Here is a 21482-nt window from a genome sequence, read left to right as displayed (position 1 = left end):
GCTGTTTCGAAAAAGGTTAAAATAAATTAAATGATTTTAATGCGGATAGGTCCTTTAATGCGATTCACATCAATAAGTATCCCTTTTTGTGTTATGGCTACTTTGCCTTGATGATGCAAATCAATAGCAACCTCAACAATGTGTTTCATGTGTTTTCGCCAATCATCAGGGAATAGCATACGGGCAATTTCAGACGGACAGGTACTTTTTTGAGGGCCGCGTTGTATCGCTGTAGACAAAATGGTTGCTGATATATCTGGAGGCCCTTGCATAGGATGCTAACAAATAAATCCAGTTATTGATTTGAGAAAAAATCAAATATTAAAAACTTGATTACTTTCTCAAACCTGTTGATAATCAAAATATCATCTTCTTCAACTAGCACTTAAAGATATATAGATTGTTTCCCGCAGATCTAAGATAATTAAAGGCGCAGATTGAAATAGCATTTAATATATCATCCTCTTAAATCTGCGCTCCTTATCTTCAAAAATCTGCGGGAAAATAAAAATTGGTATTTCCAGTCATGTCGAAAGTTACTAAATGATGATGACCGCAATAGGCTAAGGCTATAGGATATCCCTTCCAGTCCTATTGCATCCCTAAGGCATGATAGTTGCATTTTATTGCATGTTTAAAAATCTGTAAAGCCATAATCCAGTTAAACGTTAGATCGCTTTTAAAGATAACAATCTATGCACATCTTACGTGTTGTTAAATGATCTACAAAATCTCAATACCCTTCTCCTCAAATACTTCGAAAATTTCTGCATTAATAATACTCCTTGTTAAATCAGCTTTAGAAATATCCTTGCACCAAAAATAAATGTTAATGTTGCTGTTCAACTTACTTACCGGACTAATCATAATAATCGGTTCCTTACTGATAAATACATTACTATTATCTATAATAATTTCCCTGATTAGGCTAACCACCTCCGTAGAATTAAATGGTTTAGCAATAGATAAGGAAAGATCCACACGCATTTGATTGTTGCTCAGCGTCCAGTTGATGATGTTATTCGATAAAATAGAACCATTTGGAATGATAATCTCAGCACCTTCATCACTTAGTAAAGTACTGGCCCGTACCCCAATTTCCTTTACCCTACCCTTTTTATTGCTTAACTCTACAATATCGCCGATACGGATGGTTTTATCAAAAATGAGGATGATCCCTGATACAAAATTGCTTACAATATTCTGTAAGCCTAAACCAATTCCAACACCCAGTGCACCAAGAATCACAGTGATTTTATCGATAGGTAATCCAGATGCAGCAACCGCAATCAAAAAGCCACCAATCAACAACACCAATCGGGTAACCAACAATTTAGAACGCTCACCCTTATTATCATCAAAACTATCATCTCCGGTATCGCCAAAGAAATAAGCAATGTACTTTTGTAAGAAGTTGGCAATCCAGATAATCCCCAAAAACAATACAATACCTCCAAAAGTAAAAGAGAAACTTCCAATAGTTCTTTTTTCAACTAACACCTCCATTACCGATTCATAAAGTCCGTTAAAAACATTAAGGTTAGTGGCAAATATCACAAACCAAATGATCGTAGCACCAATACCCGTTAATTTTTTAAGACCAGAAATTACAGGTTGCCAGTCAAAATACTCCGGATACCCCTTACGAATTCTGCTGCTTTTCATTTGTAATAAAAAGGCTTCTACCACAACTTTGGCCAGGATGGTCAGCGATATGGCATTAAGAAGCGAACTTACTCCTGTTGAATAAAATATTTGTGTAAGGGTAAAACGCCCAAATAAATTGCAGAAAACAGCAATAACAGCAAAGCCGGTATAAATGAAACCAGTTACCAGAATCATTCTATACCTTTTAAGGTTTTCGTCAAGCATTTTCCAGATCAAGGCGCCATATGCAACTGAACATAAACTCAAAAACAAGAGCAGCCAGCGCTGGTATCTTGGTGGCATACCTAAAAGACGTAAAAAGACAGGAGCCAGCAAAAGTACCACAAACAGGCACCAGTAATAAAATAATTTGGAGCCCAGTTTTTTTCTTAAATATATAGAAAGTACAATGGCCAGTAGTACCTGTACAGCTTCAATATAGAGTGCAGGAGCCCTAAGGTCAAAGATTGGTGCCAACGCAAAAAGCATAATCAATGTAATCAAATAGGGCTGCGGACTGATTAATGTAAAATCATCAAGGGCTTCTAAACGGCCATGTTGCTTTACACTTCGAAAATTAAAAAATACCCAGAAAAAGAATATTGCACAGGTAAAAAACAAGAGCACACGGCTACTTCTGGTATACACAAAATAATAGCCAGATATTTCCTGTTCTCCCTGAATAAATCTGCGGAAACCCATACTTTTATTTGCCGGACGATTTACTGTTTCCCAAAGATAACGGCGCTCTTTACCAAAAGCTCTAATGCTTACCGCATCAAGCTGGCTATCCGTAATGTACATTAACTCCTTAATATTAATTAAGTTAGATGAGGTTCTTGCATGAAGATTATTGATGGATAACGTTGCTGCTTTAATTAAACTATCTGTTACGGCACGTTTCTTCTTTAACTCTGCAAACTGATCTTTAAATAAGATACGTAATGCAGGTTGTGTAAACACCTTACGAAGTACGGTATCTTTTCGGAGATTCAGGATTTCCGTTTTTAATGCCCTTAATTCTTTTTCGTACTCATCAAGGTCAGACAGACAGTCCTTATTATTACTTTGTAGCTCATCCAACAGGGTCTGGTCCATTTGCAGGTTCTGAAGATTTAGAGATCGTTCTTCTTGAGTTAATCTGCTTTTAAGGAGCGCAAGTGCTGCTTCATCCTGGGTTAAATGTGCTTCCATGGGCTTAAGCTTTTTAAAAGAGCCTATGGTTACCGGAACTTTATTAATGGCTTCGAACACCTTCTCCAAATGCATCAGATAATCGCCTTTGGTTAAGGTTGCAGAATCAGAAAGAATAGACACATCCTGATCCTTTTCCATTATTTGTGCTTTTTGCGCAAATGCATGGCCTGAATAAAAAATAAGCAGTAAGGTAAGGTAGATAGCCGCTATGGAAAAGGTCTTTTTTATAATCATTTAAATATCGAAGTGGAGGATCTGCTGACTGGTGACACAACAGTCAAACATAACGAATTCAATTGATTTTATAAACGATGGAATTTGCATTTTGATATAGGGGCTCTCTGGTCTTGTAGCTAATAATATATCATGAAGGTAATGTACCTAAGCTTGCTGAAAAAGATTGCTTCTCCTAAAGGTTTAGGCAAGCTGTCGCACCTCCTTGCAATAACGAAATTCCTTGTAACCCACAAACCATTTAGCAATCAATTGTGCTATTTGCACACTTTGCGAATGGATTCTTTTTTCAAGCTTAAAATAAATTTTGCTGATTGGCAGACATGATTAATTCTGCTACGTTTTTAACCTGAAACTTCTGCAGCAGATTTTTCCGGTGGGTATCTATCGTTAATGGACTCAGAAATAATTCTTCGCCTATAGCCTGACTGGTTTTCCCCTGAGCAATCAGTTCAAGAATTTGTTTTTCGCGTTTGGTTAGCCTTGGTGCTGCGAGCAATTCATTTCTTGATGGTCTACTCAGAATTTCTGTTACTTCTTTACTATAACAGATGCCGCCTTTTACAGCTTCAGCAATGCAACGTCTGAGTTCATCCAGAGAGCTATTTTTAAGCAGGTATCCACTTGCCCCATTCTGTATCGTTTGCACCACAATGCTCCGCTCCGTTCGGTTACTTAGAATTAAAACGATTACAGATCTATACTTTTTCTTAATCTTCAAACAAAGATCCATGCCATTCACATCCGGCAGCGTAATATCCAATAAAATCAAATCTACCCTTTCCAATTCCAGATACGACATAATATCGGCCCCATTTTGAAAGCCTCCTATCAGTTCAATATTTGATTCGTTTTTTAATAGATTTTTCAGCCCTTCAATCACAATTGGGTGATCATCAACAATGACCGTTCTTAACTTATTTTGTTGCATCTATATTCAGTTCAATGTTTATCGTTGTGCCTTCCCCTATACCAGAAAGAATTTCCAGCTGGCCATTAAAAAAGTCTACCCTATTTTTGATGCTTTTTAAGCCCATCCCCTTACTTTTTTCCTGCTTCGTGCGATCAAAACCAATGCCGTTATCTTCAAGTGTAATCAGAAAAACTTGTGCATCCTGTGTACATTGTAAAATGATGCTTGATGCACGTGCATGTTTTATTGCATTCGAAAGCAATTCTTGCACAATCCTATAAATATGAAGCTGAATGGCAATAGGGATATTGGTTTCAATGTTAAAAGCTTCAAAGGCAATCTGCAAGTCATCACGCATATGAAATTCACATAGATCCTTTAGGGCCACTTCAAGTCCGAAATCGAGTAGCGTTTCTGGCACCATGTTCCGGGCAATTCTACGAAGCTCACTCACGGAAGTATCTAACTGGCCAATAATTCGATGCAGGTCTTTATCCTGAGAAACACCAGGCTGGGTATCTGTCCAGCCAGATAACCCAATTTTGACACCTGCCAGCATCCCACCCAAACCATCGTGTAAATCTCTGGCTACACGTTCCCGTTCATGCTCTTCGCCATCAAGCATAGCCTTTGTTACTTTAAGCTGCTGTTTCTGTTCCATTTCACTCAACTGCTGTTGGTAATTAATTTCTTTTTGTTCTGCCAGTTTTGATCGGTTTTTGGCAATTACAGCAACAAAAACTAATGATACCAGCAGAAAAAGGCACCCTAAACCAAGAGCCAGATTGTAGAGGCGATTATTCCTCGCATTAAGCAGTGCCTGTTTATTTTGTGCCTCTAACGAAGCTATTTTTTGCTGGTTCTTAACACTCCTGTATTTGGTTTCCAACTCATTGATCTTCAAATTTGTTTGATCACTGTTAACGCTATCATTTACCATACGGTATTTGCTTAACCAGGTGTAAGCTTCTTTATAATCATTTAACTTCGCACTGGTTTTGGCTAATTCTCCATAAATCGTAGCCTTATCAATCATACTGGCTGTTAACGTACCTTCCTTAATAATATCCAGTAGAATTTGCCTTGCCTTTTTATATTCTTTTTGCTTCCCGAAAATTTCATACTTACTAAATAAGAACATCTGATAAAGCTGAGTTTGGTGATACTTTTTAGCCAGAACAATACCTTTTTCAATGCTGGCTAGTGCTTGGTTAAAGGATTGAATAGTAGTAAAATAGAGTGTCTCATTATAATAATAAAGCGTATAGTTCACTGATTCCGGGAATGGTTTTAATAGTGGGTATGCTTTATCTAACAATACTTTGGCCTTTTCTGCATGATTTTCATAACAGTAAATACTAACGCCACCAAGGTAGGCAAATAACAGGCTGGTTTTATCCTTTTTAGCTTTCTCCAGCAAACTGATTGCTTTTTCATTATACAGCGTAGCCTTGGCAAATTGAGAATTGTTCATTAAAATGGTGGCCAACCGGGTATAATATTGAGCTACCTGAGTGGGATCTCCGGTTTTTTCTGCATCAGGGATGGACTTTTCAAGCGTAAGTTTTGCAATAAAGCCATAACCTTTATCCATATTCATGATCGCATAATTATACCATGCTGCTGCCCGCTTGGCGTAAGCCATTTTTGTAGTAAAAGGAGCAAGGGCATCTGCCGCTTTTTTGAAAGCTACCGATGCCTTGGCTTTGTCCCAGTTAAAGTAGTATTGTCCTTCATAGAAATAAGAAAGTGCTTTAGAATAGGAATCCGTTTTTGCAATTTTCCTTCCGGCTAAGAGATAAGATTTACTCTTCAGTGTGTCTTTAAATTTCCAATAATCTACCAATAGAAAATTAGCATTGGCTTTTGAGCTATCTGCACCCGATGCTTTCAAAATATTTTGCAGGCTATCCAGATAATGTTTTTCATTAAGTGGAATCTGTTGCTGGCAGAATGCCTGATAAGCACCTAAGAGGCAAAGTATAAATAGAAATAATTTTTTCATTAATTTAATAACAGTATAACTGCATTGAGCAACATTTATAGCATGCAATCACTATTTAAAGGCTCAAAGCTTATGTGTAAATATCAGTCATAATTTGTAAGCAACCATAATTTTGGCCATATGCGGCGAAAAATACCTAAAAACCAGTAGAAAAAAAACGATGAATTATGGTATTTATTTAAAGAATGACTTCTAATAATTTTGTTTAAGTCTCCTAAATAAGTAAAACAAGATAATATAGCCAATCATCAGTATTGCTCATGCTATGATTAAATTACGTGTTAAAAGCGCTCTTAATACTTAAACATAACTTATGACGGAAGACCACTATTGTAATTTTTAATCAGGAACTAATTTTATAACCATGTTGAAAAACATTCTATTCATTTCGTTGGTCACGTTTATCCTGCTATCAGGAAATAAAGTACATGCACAATTAGAAGGCTTGCTGCAAAAAGCAAAAGATAAGGCAGAAAAGGCTATAGAAAAAAAGGTAACAAACAAAGATTCATCCCATAAGTCTAAAAATAATCGTACGGATGGTGAGTTTGATTTTATCTCCGGAGACTCCTTAATTTTTGCTGAGAATTTTTCAAAATACGCGAAAGGAGCAACAGCAACCAGCATCAAAACAAATGGAGCAGCAATAGTGATGACAGCAGAAAGTGAAAACGGTAAATGGATGCTGTTACGGGATAAAGCAATCTATAAACTGACTAAACCCATCAGATATCCAAAGCGATTTACTTTAGAATTTGACATCCTCGCCTCCGGCGATCAAATCAAGGATATTGCTCCTTTATCATTTGGCTTTACGCCTGATAACAGTGTTCAGGATTATACCAGCAATGCGGGTGCTTACGTGGAACTTCATTATTATGATACCAATCAGGTTAATGTCGGCAATAGTAATCCGAAAAAATATGTTAATACTACTTTCGATCTGACGGAAAGCTTAAATCACCCTATACATGTAGCCATGCATGTAAATGGAGAAAACATGACCGTATACCTGGATAAAACTAAACTTGTAGACACGGAGCTATTTACGCCTACTGCTGCTAAGAATTTTTACATCACTGCACCCTGGGAGTATGAAAATGGAGCCAAAGTAATGATAAGCAATATCAGAATCTACGGTTTTAGCAAAAATAAGTAGATCGGATGCTACCCTCACCTCACCTAGTCCAATTCTTATCGGCAAGCTTTACCAATGCCCGTAGTATATATTTAAACTAATGAGGCTATTATAATATATGATCATAATGGTGTTATAATGACCTCTGCCCTTATGGAATGCAGCTTAAAACCGACTGACGTTTCATACGGCTTTGAAATTAGCCAGTGGTGTTGATGCTATTTTTTTTCTCAATAATTTAAAAAGAAAGTATTTACCCCCTATCTAAAGACTTTATATAGATTATTTTAAAGCAGCAATATTAAATACGAAATATTTCGTAGATTAATGAAGATTTTATATTTTGCCGACGTTGCCTGATGGCGCACAATCAAACCTAAACCAATTTAAATCATAAAAATGAAAACTTTAATCACCTATTTACTCCTCTTTCTTTCTTTTTCTACACTACACGCTCAGGATTTGGCATGCAATGATCGCAAAGCCATTAGCGAGAAACTAAAAATGATTCGCGAAGCTGATCAGGGAATCAGGAGCAGAGTTATTAAGGAAATGGCTACAAAAGATCCGGAAGCAATGAAAAAAGTTGCCCTGGAAATGAAAGCCAGCGACAAACAAAACCAGCTTTTTATCGGATCATTTTTAGATCGATGTGGTTGGCCAAAAGGACTCAGTGCTGAAGAAAACAATACAATTTTTCTAGTTATTGATCATGCTGATACGGCATTTATGGCAAAATACTTTCCAATACTGAAATTACAGGCAAATCAGGGCATTGTTGCTAAACGTGACTTGGCAACGTTACAGGATAGGATGCAATTGAGAAGTGGAAAAAAACAAACCTATGGTACTCAAACTCTTAAAACGGGTAATATCGTTACTATCTGGCCTATTGATGATCCCCAAAATCTGGATGAACGCAGGAAAGAAATGGGTCTTTTAACCATTAATGAATACATCGAACTTCTTAAAAAAACATACCAGGCTGAAGTAATATGGGACAAGGATTTAACAGTTGAAGTTGCCCAGGAGAAAATGCGTAAAAAGAACCAGTAATTAATAAATTAAGCTTACGAAGTTTCCCTTCTGCACAAGCGCTCTAAACTTCGTAAGCTAATTTTCGTTATTTTGAGGAGGCACTAATGGAGTGATTGCATCATTTACTATCTTAAGCACGCTGATCTTATTATTATTTAGAATAATTAAAAATAAATTTCTAATCTCGTTTTAATTTCTTTCTTTTGCGACAACTAAGAATTAATCTAAATAAGATGAAGAAAATTTTTACCTATTTATTTAACTTGAGCCTGCTTTTAATTTTTCTAACCAGTATTAGCAACGCTCAATCAAGAAATGGATCAATATCAGGTGCCATTAAAACTAGTGATGGCAATCCAGCTCCTTTTGTAAGTGTTGGCTTAAAAAATACTTCCAAAACAACACAAAGTGATGAAAAAGGAAACTTCACACTAAAAAATATTTCACCTGGAAATTACGTATTAAAGATTTCAGCAATCGGCATTTCTGCACAGGAGAAAAATATTTCTGTTGTGGCTGGCGAAAACGCAGAAGTTTCATTATCCATAGCAGAATCGTCATCACAATTGGATGAAGTAGCCATAACTGGCTACAAAACGCCCAACAAAAAACCAGTGAACCTGGGGAAGATTGCCATCGCACCGATGGATCTTCCCCAGGCTGTACAGATTATAGGCAATCAGGTTATTACAGATCAACAGGCTAACCGTTTAAGTGATGTACTTAAAAATGTTAATGGTGTGGCTTATGGAGAAAATCGCGGATCAGTAAGTGGTGAGACTTTTTTCGCCCGTGGTTATAGCTTAGGCACCAACAACGTGTTTAAAAACGGTTCTCGTGCCAGTAGCGGAGGTATGCCTGAAACCAGTACTTTAGAATCAGTAGAAATATTAAAAGGGAGCGCTGCTTTACTTTATGGTGGCGTAACTGGTGGTGCAGTGGTTAATATGGTGACCAAAAAACCTAAGTTTGAGTATGGTGGCGAAGTATCAATGCGTGCAGGAAGTTACGACATGTACAAACCCACAGCGGATATTTACGGACCAATATCTGAAAAACTGGCATTCCGCTTAATTGGCACCTATGAAGATGCAGCTAGTTTCAGAAATTCTGTAAAATCAAACCGGATCTATGTGAACCCTTCATTGCTCTATAAGATCAGTGATAAAACAGACATTTTGCTTCAAGGGGATTATTTAAAAAGTGATATGACACCCGATTTCGGAATTGGAACGGTTGAAAATCAAATCGTTGATATTGGTCGTGGTGCATTCGTAAATGCACCCTGGGCTTATAACAAAACGAACACTGTAACCTCACAATTAAACATTAATCATAAGTTTAGTGATACCTGGAAGTTAAATGTTTTAGCCAATTTTCAATCTTACAACCGGAATTATTTTAGTGCCGAGCGCCCATTTGCTGATACCAAAGTGGCAAGCAATCCTCTTCCATATGGTTTTGCAGCCCGTAACGTTACCCGTTCTAAAACAAAAGAGTTTACCTATAACGAACAAATTAACCTGAATGGTTTCTTTAAAACCGGAAGTGTTACCCATACCTTATTGGTTGGTGCAGATGCAGACCAGTCTCGTACTACAAGCGGTGGCTTCACTTTTAATAATAACCTGGCTACGTTCAATTATGGAAATGTTAACCTATTGGATCCAGCTACTTATTTTGGATCAGGAATCGAGCCGACCGCAAACATGATCACCCAAACTTTTGCACCATTGTATCGTATGGGTACTTTTGCACAAGATTTAGTATCTATCACGGATCAGTTTAAAGTACTTGCCGGAGTGCGTTACACTTTTCAAAAAACACCGCGAACGGTTTCAACTAATTTAGCCACAGGTGTACAAACACTCAGTGTAAACAACTTAGACAAATCGAAAGTAGAAAGTGCTTTCACGCCAAAATTTGGATTAATTTATCAGCCATTAAAAACAACTTCAATTTATGCAAGTTATGCCAGCAACTTCATTCAGAATACGGGTACCGACATTAACCTTGCTCCTCTTGACCCATCAACAGTTGATCAATATGAAGCTGGAGTTAAAAATGATCTCTTCAAGGGCAGACTTTCTGTTAACTTAACCGTATATAGAATTGCAAATGATAAATTTGCACAGCAAGCACTTTTAAATGCTCAGGGTGCTCCAAATGGCGATGCAAACATTAAAGAACTCAATGGAAAAACATTAAGCGATGGTTTGGAACTTGACATCACTGGTACCATTGTAAAAGGCTTAAACTTTATTGCAGGCTATAGTTACAACTATATTCGCTATACGCAAACGCGTGATAAAACAGTTTATACCGTTCCGGCGCCAACAACAGCACAGCCTAACGCAACCAGAACCATTACATTAGGTGGCATTATTGAAGGCCAGCGTTTAGTAGGTTCTACTAAAAATACAGCAAACGGAACGTTATTTTATACTTTTCAGGAAGGAAGTGTGAAAGGATTGAAACTTGGTGCTTCTGCTTACTATACCGGAGCAAGAAACGGCGGATACAATGATTCTAAAATTCAGGCGTACAGCAGGCTGATTCCGTTAAGTGCCTTTACTACGTTTGATTTCTCTGCTGGTTACAGCTGGAAAAAACTTTCTTTGCTGGCAAAAATTGCCAATATCACCAACGAATTAAATTATTTCGTTCATGAAAACTACAGTGTAAACCCTATTCCACCGCGTCAGTTCATGACCACATTATCTTATAAATTTTAATCGATAGATCAATTATTTCGAAGGCTTCAAAGTGTTTAAAATGCTTTGAGGCCTTTTGTGTTTTAGATATATGGTTTCCAGAATTGCTTTCTTAAATTTGAATATCAATTACCAAATGAAACACCCATTGAAAATTAAGCTGATTACCCTCCTCCTGTTGTTAAATTGTGTTGCCTTCGGACAGACCTTAAGAAAAAGAACAACACTCTTGATGGGAAGTAAATTTGAGATTACCATTGTCGCCAAAGATGCACAAACTGCTGAGGCTAATATTGATACGGTAATTCAGGAAATCAGTAAAATTGAATACCTCATCTCTGATTGGAAACCTACCTCGCAAATCTCACAGGTAAATAGCAATGCGGGTATCAAACCTGTTAAGGTAGATAAAGAAGTATTTGATTTAACCCAAAGGGCGTTGAACCTATCGAAAATTACAGGTGGTGCTTTCGACATTAGTTTTGCAGCCATGGATAGAATCTGGAAGTTTGATGGCTCCATGACAGAGATGCCTACTGCTGAAGCCATCAAAAAATCAGTTGAAAAAGTTGGCTACAAAAACATCATTCTTGATAGCGTCAACTCCACCATTTTTCTCAAATTAAAAGGAATGAAAATTGGTTTTGGTGCGCTTGGAGAAGGCTATGCCGCTGATCGCTGTCGAAATATGATGCTTAAGAAGGGCATTAAAGCTGGAATTGTAAATGGATCGGGAGATATGAGTACCTGGGGAAAACATCCTAAAGGTAATTATTGGACCATCGGGATTACCAACCCTTTTCACAAAGATAGTTTATACGCTATAGTCCCTTTAAAAAATGGTGCCGTAGTTACTTCCGGTAGTTATGAAAAATTTGTCGTCTTTAATGGAAAAAGGTATGCACATATTATCAACCCAGTTACTGGCTACCCTGCAACAGGTTTAACCAGCGTTACCGTCTTCGGACCAGATGCCGAACTCGCAAATGGTTTTAGTACTTCTATGATGGTTTTAGGGAAGGATGCAGGTTTAAAGTTTATCAATCAGTATCCAAAATTTAGCTGCATCATGTTTAGTGATGATGGCCAGGTTTATCATTCTGATAATGTTAGTGATAAAATAATAAAAAAATGGAGGAAGAAGCTGTAAGTCGAAACATCAACTTGCGAAGTTTCAAAGGCCAAAAGCCCGGCAGAACTTCGCCAGTTTCAGACGAGAAACCTAAGACATCCATTGAGACTGACGAAGTTTTCCTTTCACACCATCCACCTAAACTTCGTAAGTCGAAAAATCAACTTGCGAAGTTTCAAAGGCCTAAAGTGTGGCAGAACTTCTCCAGTTTCCAAAGCTAAAGCGTAAGACATCCATTTGAGACTGACGAAATTTTCCTTACACACTATCCCACCGAAACTTCGTAAGTCGAAATAATAAATTACTCAATAACAATCCATTAAAATCTGCCCTCTCGACTGGTAAAAACTAACGCTTTGATTTGAAGATTGCTGACAGGCATTTTCTAACCAATCAATTACATCATTCTGCATCGCCAGTGAACCGCAAAGCATCAATACACCGCCATCATTCAACGCTTCATAGATAAAATTAGCATCCTTAGCCAGCAAATCTTTTACATATTGCTTTTCACCTGCTCTGGAGTAGGCAATATTTAGTTTAGTCAGTTTGGAAAGTTCTGTCTGCAATGCTTTTTCATAAATCGCGAAAGATCCGGAATCTTTAAAGCCACAATAGAGATGAATATTTCTGCCTTCACCGTGTTGGTTTAACATACCGAGGAATGGGGCAATACCAGTACCATTTGATACCATGATCACTGTTTTTGCCTTTTCAGGAAAATGGAAATGCTCGTTTCTGATGATTACAGCTTTTAACACTTGACCGATTTCCAGGTTATACAAGAACCCAGAACCAAGACCACCGTCATGCAATTTCACACTTAATTGTATGTCCTTACCTATTTTACCGATGGAATATTGTCTTTCACGATGATCATTGGCTGGATAAATGGCAAGCAAATCACCCGAAGTAAACCGCTTTCTGCCTTTCAACTTTAAACGAATGATAAAAGAGGTTTCAGTATTTGTAAAAACCGTCTTTCCTACTACTTCAAACTGCTGTTTTTTAATAGGTTTTGCTTCTAATAATTTAGATATTGGACTGAGTTCCAAACCTGAGTGTTGTGCCCATAAAGTAGCCCATTTATTAAAATCTTCAGGTGAGCGGTCATTAACAGTATGGATTTCAAGTAATGGTTTTGCCCAAGATTGGTGGGCCATTTGATTATTTACTTCATAACCAAATTTACAGAAATCTGGATAGGCATGGGCACCAAAAGCCACTACTGAAAAATCTATGGTATGGCTTTGTGGATATTTTTCTAATAAAGACTTAAATTTTTCAGCGTTTGCTGGCGATTCGCCCTGACCATAGGTAGAAGTAAAAACCAATAATTGCTTCGCCTTTGGAAATATTTTATAATCGTTTAGCTCAGCAATGTAAGAGGTTTTGCCATTTTTTAATAGCTGCTCATGTATTGCCCTGGCAAATCGGAAAGTAGTTCCATTTTCTGAACCAACCAAAATAATAAACGCTGCCTGATCTGATTTATACTTATTTTTAATCCTGCCTGAACTGCGTTTCCACCAAATCACAAAGCCTGAATAAATAAAAAATAAAATATTAGCCGAAGCAATAGCCAGGATGATGGCCCAAACAGCACTGGCCCTCCCCGTATGCAAATCCAGGCTTAGGTTGTTCAGTAGTGTGGCGTTTGAATACGGCTGTGTGGTCAGAATTTCTCCTGTAATCTGATTAACCGTAATTTCCTGGTTATTAAGTTTCAATGTGAAATAATCTTCCACATCTTCAGAAAAAGGAAATTCAATGGATTGAACCTCACTTAGGGGAATGTTTTTGAATACCTTAAAATCAGATACCGTTCTTTTTGGAACAGTTTTAAGTGCATCGAAATCAACTTTATGTGTAATCTTTTGTTCCTTAATGATCCCAAATCTTTGCAGCGATAAAAATGTACCACTTAAAGATATGATGATGATCGGAATCAGCATTAATCTGCCCAATACCACATGATAATATTGTGCAAAGCCATCCTTTATAATTTTACCGAAAAACTTTTTAAAGCCTCTCTGGCGTTGTATGATCAGTATGGTACCGGAAGTGGCAATTAAAAATAGAAAAAAAGCAGTTAGTCCAATAAAAATCCTTCCGGTTTCATGTAAAAACAAAGAGCGGTGCAGCGTGGTTACCCACTGAAAAAATGCATTTTCCTTACCCACCTTTCCTAAGGATTTTCCTGTTGCCGGATCTACATAGAAATTTCCAGATTGATCCTGAAGGTCTGTTCCATTGACCACCACAAACTGATTGGCATCTATGGTTACCTCACCAATATCGGTATAGGACTTTTTAAGTTGAGGGATAACTTCAGCTACTGTTAATTTATCGAAATCCTTCGATCGGTAAGACTCGGTTTTTTCCGTAATAGGCTTGAAAGACAGGATGATCCCCGTAACGGAAGCGAGGGTTATAAAAAGAAAAGAAGATACCGCCAAGGCTAAGTGGCTGTATCTCCAGATGGATATTGTCATTGAATAAGCTTATTAATTTGTGCTTAAGCGTACGTACCTGATATATCCTGTACCTTCGGTTTTAGCAGCCAAACCTTCAGTAGTTAAGGGGATTTCGATATCTTTTTGATAGTATTTATTATCTTCAACAGCAGTTTCAAAGCGCAGTTTGTAACCTTTGTTAATTTTATCAGTTTCAATATCCAAAACCGTTACACTGCGGTCACCTCCCGTTACGGAGGCACCGGTAATTGCACTGATATTGGTTGGTTTTTTCTTGTAAGCTTTGTGCCATTCTTTTAGGTCAGGATACCATTTTTTATCAGAGCCCATTACATAAAGCGTTTTTTCATAAGCACCTTTAGCATCAATTAACGATACAGCAATGTAAGCGCCTTCACCAACATAATTGGTCATTTGCACCATGCATTTATACTTTGTTGTTTTTTGGGCGATACTGATTGCAGGAATTGATACCACTAATGTTAATGCCAGGCATAATTTAAAGAAGCTATTCATTTTATAATTTTAAAAAGTCGATTGATACTTTATTCTTGGTTAAAAATTCATTCTCTGCCGCTAAATCATAAGGCGTTTCTTTAAAATCTGTGGTTGCATCTTTTTTAGCGCCAACAGTAATTAAATACTCCATCATCGCAGTATCTTTTGCCGTCATTGCTGCTTTATGTAAAGCGGTGTAACCTTCCTTATTTTTTAGGTTCACATCTACTTTATAATCTGCTACAAGCTTTGCTAACGCCAGATCATTTTTGGCAACAGCTAAATGATATAAAGAGTTACCATTGGGCTGAACCGCAGCAACATTAAAACCTTTATCAGTTAAAACCTTCAGTTTGGCATTAAAGTCTTCCATCCCGCGAGGACCATAACCCTGGAAAAGATAATAAGCCAGGTTATTACCTTCCTGATCAGTTACCTGAAGATCTGCACCTTTATCTAATAGGAATTTTACTACTTCGCCAGAATTGTTGCGAACAGCCATAGCCAAAGCAGAAACACCTTTTGCATTTTTTTGATTGATATTTTTCACCTTTGCGGCAAGTACTTCCAGTGTAGCCAAATCTCTGGTAAATCCGGCAGCATTGATAAATGCAGTATTGCCATCTTTATCAGCCTGGTTTACATCTACACCTTTGGAAAGGAAATATTGAATCACCTCTTCTTGTTTAGGTTTGCGCGAAAGATAAAACAAAGCATTTTCTCCATTACTGCCTACAGCAGTAGGTTTTAATTTAAGCCCTTCCAGATATTGAAAAACTGCTAAGCCATTTGAGGCGCCACGACCGCCTTGTGCAGCCATAATCATAGCGTTATCATTGTATTTTACACCTTTTGCAATCAGCTTATTCATCAATTCGATATTTCCACTTTTTGCAACATAATTAAAGGCCGTGTTTCCATTGGCATCAACACTGTTTAAACTCAAGCCTTTTGATACAAAATAGTCGGTCAGTGCAAAGTTCTTATCATTTGCAATAGCGATTAAAAGTGCATTTGCACCATCATGATTCAGGTCTTTTTTAAATTCAGCACCCTTAGAAAGCAATAAATCGTAAACTTTGGTATCTGCCTGACCACCAACAGCTGCAAATGTTAATGGTGTATAGCCATGACTATCCTGAAGATCTACCTTTGCACCATTTTTTAAAAGATATTCCATTACCGGAATATTGCCTTTCGATGCTGCCCAAAATAAATAGGTTCTGCTATCATGCGTTAGTTTATTCGCATCGTTGCCTTTTTGACCCAATAGATAAATAATAGATTCTTGTGGTGCACCATTATTAATGGCATAAACAGTGGCATCAAAAGACATCTGATTCAATTGAGATGGGCTATTGCCCTTTTCAATTTCGGATTTTATGGTAGCCAGGTCTGTATTTCCTTTCCAAAAGGACTGCTCCAAAAATGTGTTTTTTTGAGCTTGCGCCACAAAAGTAGCCACTGTTAGAATGGCAAATAGGATTTTTTTCATTTTGAGCTAAATAGTTTTGATTTAAATTCTTGAAGCGTAATCAACCTCAAAGCAATTTCGGCTAAGTTAACAAGAATCGTTCTAAATAATAGAATATGTCATTAAATTATTTAAATTAATAATCGCAAAAAAAATCAAAGCATGTCAATACTCAAAATTTAATCTTTTAAACTTATGACATTGGTAACCAGACGACTGATTTATTTGTAGCGAATTGGCAATGATAACCTGAACCAGATAATTAACAACTGTATTACAACACCCCGGCCTGTGTTTACCTCCCCCTCTGAAAGATGGGAATAGCGATTTTAATTCCCTCCGATGTATCGGAGGGTACACATAGGGCTAGGTGGTTTAAAACGACCTAGCCTGATTAAAACCCGAAAGGCTGATAAAAAGAAAAATAAACTTGATATCGCAGGAGTAATCTGGAATACCCTGCCATACTAAAAATAAAGAAAAGCTTTTCGGCTGAATTAAGACGTCGGTCTTAGAGAAGAGTACCAGTTAATGGGATGAGACCTGAGTTTCATTCCATCACTTTCTATGTGATAAAGGATAATCGGGTTACTAAAATCGACAAATCGTTCTACCTTTTTGGCAAGTTTGCTTAAAAATTCTCCGCTCGATATGCCCTCCTTTAAGTGGACATAAATTACTGAAGCAGTTTTAAACTCAAAACGTTCTACCACTCCTGGCCATTCAGCTTTGATTCTGTTAAGAAATGTGTTGATTTTTGTATCATTTTTTAGATCTTCCATACGCTTAAAAATTCTGATAACTAAATTTACCAATTAATTCTAAAAACGAATAATTGTAACAGAGAGTATACACAAAATCTAGTTATCTAATCCAAACTATCAATATTACAATTGGATGCTGATCTAAACCTATCATTATTTCGGTTCAATCACATCTTTTAAGATTACCCAAACATTTTCTGCAAGGATTTTATCCCCTTCTGCGGTTGGATGGATTCCATCTTCCTGATTGAGTTTTGGAACACCACCTACTTTATCTAAAAGGAAAGGAACCAATGCCATATCATTTTTCTTCGCCAGGTTAGGAAAAATATTTTTAAAATCTTCAGCATATTTAGCCCCCATATTTGGTGGAACCTGCATACCAGCCATCACCATTTTTACATTTGGGTATTTAGTTTTTACACTATCAATAATGCTTTGCAGGTTTTTAGTGGTTTGAGCTACAGGCAATCCACGCAAACCATCATTGGCACCCAATTCAAGAACAAATACATCAATAGGTTGTTTTAACAGCCATGAAATTCTGCTTTTTCCTGCCGCAGAGGTTTCTCCACTCAGCCCGCCATTAATTACTTTATAAGGCATTTTTAAAGAATCAATCCGATTCTGGATCAATGCGGGATAAGCTTCCGTAGGGTCAAGGCCATAACCTGCTGTTAAACTGGTACCAAAAAAAAGTATATTTTTAACCTTTGCATCATTAGCCTTACTCGTACTTTGGTCAACTGAATCTAAAGTTTGATTGGAATTTACCTTGCTTTGTTTATTTCCACAGGCAGCAAAAAGCATTGCCAAAACAAATAGGCCTGTTAAGCGTTTTCGTAACATCATATGTAATTCTATCTCTAATTAAAACCACTACCTTAACAGATCAGGTGCGGTTATGTTTGGCAAATATCCATATACAAATCTTAAAACCCAGTCGATTGGAAAGTATTCTAAATATCCGGAACGTTAATAAAATTTATCAGAGTGCAGGGCATGAGCTTAGCGTATTAAATCAGATTAATTTTTCTATAGCACGTGCTTCTACCGTGGCCATCACCGGCCCTTCAGGTAGTGGAAAAACAACCCTATTGGGTTTATGTGCGGGCCTTGACCGAGCAACAAACGGCACTGTAGAACTTAATGGCATTGCGCTTGAAAAACTTAATGAAGATGAGCGTGCTGCGGTGAGAAATCAATATGTAGGTTTTATTTTTCAGAATTTCCAGCTCCTACCTACTTTAACCGCTTTAGAAAATGTGATGGTACCACTGGAATTACGTGGTGCAAAAAATATCAAGGCAAGGGCGCTTGATTTATTGGATAAGGTTGGCCTTGCTGATCGGTCTCACCATTATCCCGTTCAATTATCTGGTGGCGAGCAACAAAGGGTATCTTTAGCCAGGGCTTTTTCAAACCAGCCAGCAATTCTTTTTGCAGATGAGCCTACCGGAAATCTGGATGCTGAAACAAGTGAAAAGGTAATAAAATTACTGTTCGATCTGAACAAGGATGCTGGTACTACGTTGGTTATTGTAACACATGATCTGGAACTTGCCGCCAGAACCAGCAGAACCATAAAAATTAAGGGCGGTATGATTGTTTCTGATGAAAATCCAGGTTATGCAGAATAAGCTCCCTAAACAAAGTATCCAATTATCCTGGCTGTTCAAAATGGCCTGGCGGGATAGTCGCAAAAACCGATCACGCCTGTTTTTATTTATTTCATCTATCGTTTTAGGCATTGCGGCGCTGGTAGCTGTATATTCATTTAAAGATAACCTACAGCATGATATTGATGCACAGGCAAAAGAACTTACCGGAGCTGATCTTGTTTTAGACAGCAGAAAGGGCGTAAGTAAAGCGATGCAGAAAATGCTTGATACGTTAGGAAACGATCGCTCGCAGGAGAAAACCTTTGCCTCTATGATTTATTTCAAAAAGGGTGGCGGCAGCAGATTAGTGCAAATGAAAGCCTTACAAGGCGATTATCCTTATTATGGGACACTAGAAACCCTTCCTGTGGAAGCTGGCCATCAGTTTCAATCCGGTCAGGATGCACTGGTGGATCAAACACTGATGTTACAGTTTGGGGCGAAGGTTGGTGATTCATTAAAAGTTGGCGACATCAGTTTTAAAATTCTGGGTACGCTGGTTAAGGCTCCCGGACAAACCGGGATAGCAGCAACAGTTGCCCCAACGGTTTACATCCCCATGCAGTTTCTGGCTAAAACCAATCTGATTAAAACTGGGAGCAGAATCAACAATAAATTTTACTACAGATTTGATGATCCTTCAGGTGTAGATGAGTGGGTTAAAAAACACGAAACTAAGCTTGAAAGTGAAGGATTTGATGCAGACACAGTTGAATCCCGCAAAGAACAAACCGGAAGATCATTTAAAGATGTCAATCGCTTTCTGGCATTATCAGGCTTTATCGCTTTGCTTTTAGGCTGCGTGGGCGTAGGCAGTGCTATTCATGTTTATATTCAGGAAAAACTTAGTGCTGTAGCCACACTACGCTGCCTGGGTTTGAAAGCCCGACATGCCTTTTTTATATACCTCATTCAAATATTTTTTATCGGTTTGGTGGCCGCAGTTCTCGGTGCAATTTTGGGTACCTGTATTCAGTTCCTGCTGCCCATCGTGCTTAAAGATTTCCTTCCGGTGGAAATTACGATGCAGGTTTCCTGGTCGGCAGTAGCACAAGGCATTTTACTAGGGCTGATCATTTCTATTCTTTTTGCGCTGCCTTCCCTATTATCCGTAAGAAAAATATCGCCACTAAATGCCATCCGGATTTCCTTCGAGCGTACAAGTAAAAAACAAGATCCATTCATTTGGTTGGTTTATGTACTTATGGTTGCATTTGTAGTAGGCTTTACGCATTTGCAGATGAAAAACTGGATACAGACCCTTGCATTTACTGTGAGTATTGGTGTTGCTTTTTTACTTTTAATTTTACTTTCGCAAACATTAATGTTTCTGGGCAGGAAGCTTTTACCAGATTCCATCAGTTATTTGTGGCGGCAGGGTTTTGCCAATCTTTATCGCCCGAATAATCAAACACTAATGCTAACCGTTTCTATCGGCTTATCTACTGCTTTTATTTGCACCCTGTTTTTTGTTCAGGGAATTTTAATGAGCCGGGTAACACTTTCTTCAGGCAGCAACCAGCCAAATATGGTGATGTTTGATATTCAGAATGCGCAAAAGAAAGGTCTGGACAGCCTGACCAAATCGTTCAAATTACCTTTAATGAACCAGGTTCCGGTGATTACGATGCGGATTGAAGAAATTAATGGCAAAACCTCCCGTGCAGATACAAGTAACCGCAGGGCATATCGCAATGAAATTAGGGCAACTTACCAGGATAGCCTCACGGCAGCAGAGAAAATTGTAGCAGGAAAATGGATCGGAAAAGTAAAACCCAATGAAACAGTTTACATTTCTCTTGATCAGCGTTATGCACAACAGATTAATGTCGGCATTAACGATAAAATCATGTTCAATGTTCAGGGAATGATGATTCCTACCGTGGTTGGAAGTCTTCGTGAAGTTAACTGGAGTAGAATGCAGACCAATTTCAGGGTAGTTTTTCCGGCCGGAATTTTAGAACAAGCACCTCAATTTCATGTTCTTATGACGCGGGTACCATCCAATGAAGTATCTGCTAAATTTCAGGGTGAAGTGGTTCAAAATTTTCCAAATGTATCCGTAATTGATTTAGACCTGGTACTTAAACTGCTGGACGAATTGTTGGGTAAAATTGGATTTGTCATTCAGTTTATGGCAGGTTTTAGCATGGTTACAGGCTGGATTGTATTGATCTCTTCAGTTTTAACCAGTAAAAATCAGCGTACCAAAGAAAGTATTTTACTCAGAACAATGGGAGCCAGTAAAAAACAAATTCTTGCTATTAATGCAATTGAATACTTTTTTCTGGGTGTTTTTGCTGCTGGAGCAGGATTAATTTTGGCCATAGGTGGGAGCTGGGCTTTAGCAAAATATACATTCGATGCTGTATTTATACCTCCCTTCCCAGCTACCCTGTTACTCTTCGGTTCTGTTATTTTATTGGTACTAGTTACCGGAATCCTGAGCACCAGGAGTATCCTGAATCAACCGCCATTAAAAATTCTAAGAACAGGGAGCTAAGCTGAAGTGTTAACATCGCAAAAACCCAGGGTTAAATGTTAAACAACCAGAAACTTTTTTATGGAAAGGGTGTTTTTTAAGCAAATT

Annotated in this window: 15 protein-coding genes; 7 read left to right on the top strand and 8 right to left on the bottom strand. The window is 37.8% G+C overall.

Annotation, left to right across the window (positions count from 1 at the left end; genetic code table 11):
- Positions 1-26: 26 nt before the first annotated feature.
- From AN34_RS14315 to AN34_RS14300, 4 genes are all read right to left on the bottom strand, one after another.
- On the bottom strand, positions 27-272 hold the full coding sequence (locus tag AN34_RS14315; RefSeq protein WP_029286578.1) for a DUF3253 domain-containing protein: 246 nt from the start codon (positions 270-272) through the stop codon (positions 27-29).
- Between the two features lie 451 nt (positions 273-723).
- Positions 724-2982: a mechanosensitive ion channel family protein gene (locus tag AN34_RS14310; protein WP_231625558.1), complete on the bottom strand. Its 2259-nt coding sequence runs from the start codon at positions 2980-2982 to the stop codon at positions 724-726.
- Positions 2983-3373: 391 nt separating this feature from the next.
- A complete protein-coding gene (locus tag AN34_RS14305; RefSeq protein ID WP_029286575.1) occupies positions 3374-4009 on the bottom strand; it encodes a response regulator transcription factor in 636 nt (211 codons plus the stop codon).
- Positions 3996-5996 carry a sensor histidine kinase gene (locus AN34_RS14300; RefSeq protein WP_055726072.1) on the bottom strand — a complete coding sequence of 667 codons (2001 nt, stop codon included), beginning with the start codon at positions 5994-5996 and terminating at the stop codon, positions 3996-3998. Before AN34_RS14300 ends, AN34_RS14305 begins: the two co-directional genes overlap by 14 nt.
- 364 nt (positions 5997-6360) lie before the next feature.
- On the opposite strand from AN34_RS14300, the gene AN34_RS14295 reads away from it, so the two are divergent.
- From AN34_RS14295 to AN34_RS14275, 5 genes are all read left to right on the top strand, one after another.
- On the top strand, positions 6361-7155 hold the full coding sequence (locus AN34_RS14295) for a hypothetical protein (protein ID WP_029286572.1): 795 nt from the start codon (positions 6361-6363) through the stop codon (positions 7153-7155).
- Between the two features lie 378 nt (positions 7156-7533).
- On the top strand, positions 7534-8190 hold the full coding sequence (locus AN34_RS14290) for a DUF6624 domain-containing protein (protein ID WP_029286571.1): 657 nt from the start codon (positions 7534-7536) through the stop codon (positions 8188-8190).
- Between the two features lie 215 nt (positions 8191-8405).
- Positions 8406-10907: a TonB-dependent receptor gene (locus AN34_RS14285; RefSeq protein WP_029286566.1), complete on the top strand. Its 2502-nt coding sequence runs from the start codon at positions 8406-8408 to the stop codon at positions 10905-10907.
- A 115-nt stretch (positions 10908-11022) separates the two neighbouring features.
- Positions 11023-12036: an FAD:protein FMN transferase gene (locus tag AN34_RS14280; RefSeq protein ID WP_029286565.1), complete on the top strand. Its 1014-nt coding sequence runs from the start codon at positions 11023-11025 to the stop codon at positions 12034-12036.
- Positions 12018-12239, top strand: a complete 222-nt coding sequence (locus AN34_RS14275; protein ID WP_036677296.1) for a hypothetical protein — start codon at positions 12018-12020, stop codon at positions 12237-12239. The genes AN34_RS14280 and AN34_RS14275 overlap by 19 nt, the downstream gene beginning before the upstream one ends.
- Positions 12240-12323: 84 nt before the next feature.
- Here the strand turns inward: AN34_RS14275 and AN34_RS14270 are convergent, their stop codons facing one another.
- The 4 genes from AN34_RS14270 to AN34_RS14250 all read right to left on the bottom strand — a co-directional run bounded on the left by AN34_RS14270 (position 12324) and on the right by AN34_RS14250 (position 18083).
- On the bottom strand, positions 12324-14513 hold the full coding sequence (locus AN34_RS14270) for a PepSY domain-containing protein (RefSeq protein ID WP_029286563.1): 2190 nt from the start codon (positions 14511-14513) through the stop codon (positions 12324-12326).
- Between the two features lie 12 nt (positions 14514-14525).
- The gene (locus AN34_RS14265; protein WP_029286561.1) at positions 14526-15011 is read right to left on the bottom strand and encodes a DUF2271 domain-containing protein; all 486 of its coding nucleotides are present in this window, start codon (positions 15009-15011) and stop codon (positions 14526-14528) included.
- Position 15012: 1 nt separating this feature from the next.
- Positions 15013-16488, bottom strand: coding sequence for an ankyrin repeat domain-containing protein (locus AN34_RS14260; RefSeq protein ID WP_029286560.1), 1476 nt, complete (start codon positions 16486-16488; stop codon positions 15013-15015).
- Between the two features lie 896 nt (positions 16489-17384).
- Positions 17385-18083 (bottom strand): arylesterase, encoded by a 699-nt coding sequence (locus tag AN34_RS14250; protein ID WP_231625557.1) that lies wholly within the window; start codon positions 18081-18083, stop codon positions 17385-17387.
- Positions 18084-18178: 95 nt separating this feature from the next.
- Here AN34_RS14250 and AN34_RS14245 point away from each other — a divergent pair, with 95 nt between their 5' ends.
- Positions 18179-18871, top strand: a complete 693-nt coding sequence (locus AN34_RS14245) for an ABC transporter ATP-binding protein (protein WP_029286550.1) — start codon at positions 18179-18181, stop codon at positions 18869-18871.
- Positions 18861-21395, top strand: a complete 2535-nt coding sequence (locus tag AN34_RS14240; protein ID WP_029286548.1) for an ABC transporter permease — start codon at positions 18861-18863, stop codon at positions 21393-21395. Before AN34_RS14245 ends, AN34_RS14240 begins: the two co-directional genes overlap by 11 nt.
- The last annotated feature ends 87 nt before the right edge of the window (positions 21396-21482 follow it).

This window comes from Pedobacter sp. R20-19 (assembly GCF_000708265.2).
Classification (GTDB): domain Bacteria; phylum Bacteroidota; class Bacteroidia; order Sphingobacteriales; family Sphingobacteriaceae; genus Pedobacter.
Note: the sequence above shows the minus strand (reverse complement) of the source record. Positions and strands in the feature narration are given on the sequence as shown.

What these genes read in the sequence shown, in the direction of transcription:
- AN34_RS14300 (WP_055726072.1), bottom strand. Translation starts at nt 5,996, where the DNA reads ATGAAAAAATTATTTCTATTTATACTTTGCCTCTTAGGTGCTTATCAG.
- AN34_RS14280 (WP_029286565.1), top strand. Translation starts at nt 11,023, where the DNA reads ATGAAACACCCATTGAAAATTAAGCTGATTACCCTCCTCCTGTTGTTA.
- AN34_RS14295 (WP_029286572.1), top strand. Translation starts at nt 6,361, where the DNA reads ATGTTGAAAAACATTCTATTCATTTCGTTGGTCACGTTTATCCTGCTA.
- AN34_RS14310 (WP_231625558.1), bottom strand. Translation starts at nt 2,982, where the DNA reads ATGGAAAAGGATCAGGATGTGTCTATTCTTTCTGATTCTGCAACCTTA.
- AN34_RS14265 (WP_029286561.1), bottom strand. Translation starts at nt 15,011, where the DNA reads ATGAATAGCTTCTTTAAATTATGCCTGGCATTAACATTAGTGGTATCA.
- AN34_RS14315 (WP_029286578.1), bottom strand. Translation starts at nt 272, where the DNA reads ATGCAAGGGCCTCCAGATATATCAGCAACCATTTTGTCTACAGCGATA.
- AN34_RS14285 (WP_029286566.1), top strand. Translation starts at nt 8,406, where the DNA reads ATGAAGAAAATTTTTACCTATTTATTTAACTTGAGCCTGCTTTTAATT.
- AN34_RS14260 (WP_029286560.1), bottom strand. Translation starts at nt 16,488, where the DNA reads ATGAAAAAAATCCTATTTGCCATTCTAACAGTGGCTACTTTTGTGGCG.
- AN34_RS14275 (WP_036677296.1), top strand. Translation starts at nt 12,018, where the DNA reads ATGGAGGAAGAAGCTGTAAGTCGAAACATCAACTTGCGAAGTTTCAAA.
- AN34_RS14250 (WP_231625557.1), bottom strand. Translation starts at nt 18,083, where the DNA reads ATGATGTTACGAAAACGCTTAACAGGCCTATTTGTTTTGGCAATGCTT.
- AN34_RS14305 (WP_029286575.1), bottom strand. Translation starts at nt 4,009, where the DNA reads ATGCAACAAAATAAGTTAAGAACGGTCATTGTTGATGATCACCCAATT.
- AN34_RS14270 (WP_029286563.1), bottom strand. Translation starts at nt 14,513, where the DNA reads ATGACAATATCCATCTGGAGATACAGCCACTTAGCCTTGGCGGTATCT.
- AN34_RS14290 (WP_029286571.1), top strand. Translation starts at nt 7,534, where the DNA reads ATGAAAACTTTAATCACCTATTTACTCCTCTTTCTTTCTTTTTCTACA.
- AN34_RS14240 (WP_029286548.1), top strand. Translation starts at nt 18,861, where the DNA reads ATGCAGAATAAGCTCCCTAAACAAAGTATCCAATTATCCTGGCTGTTC.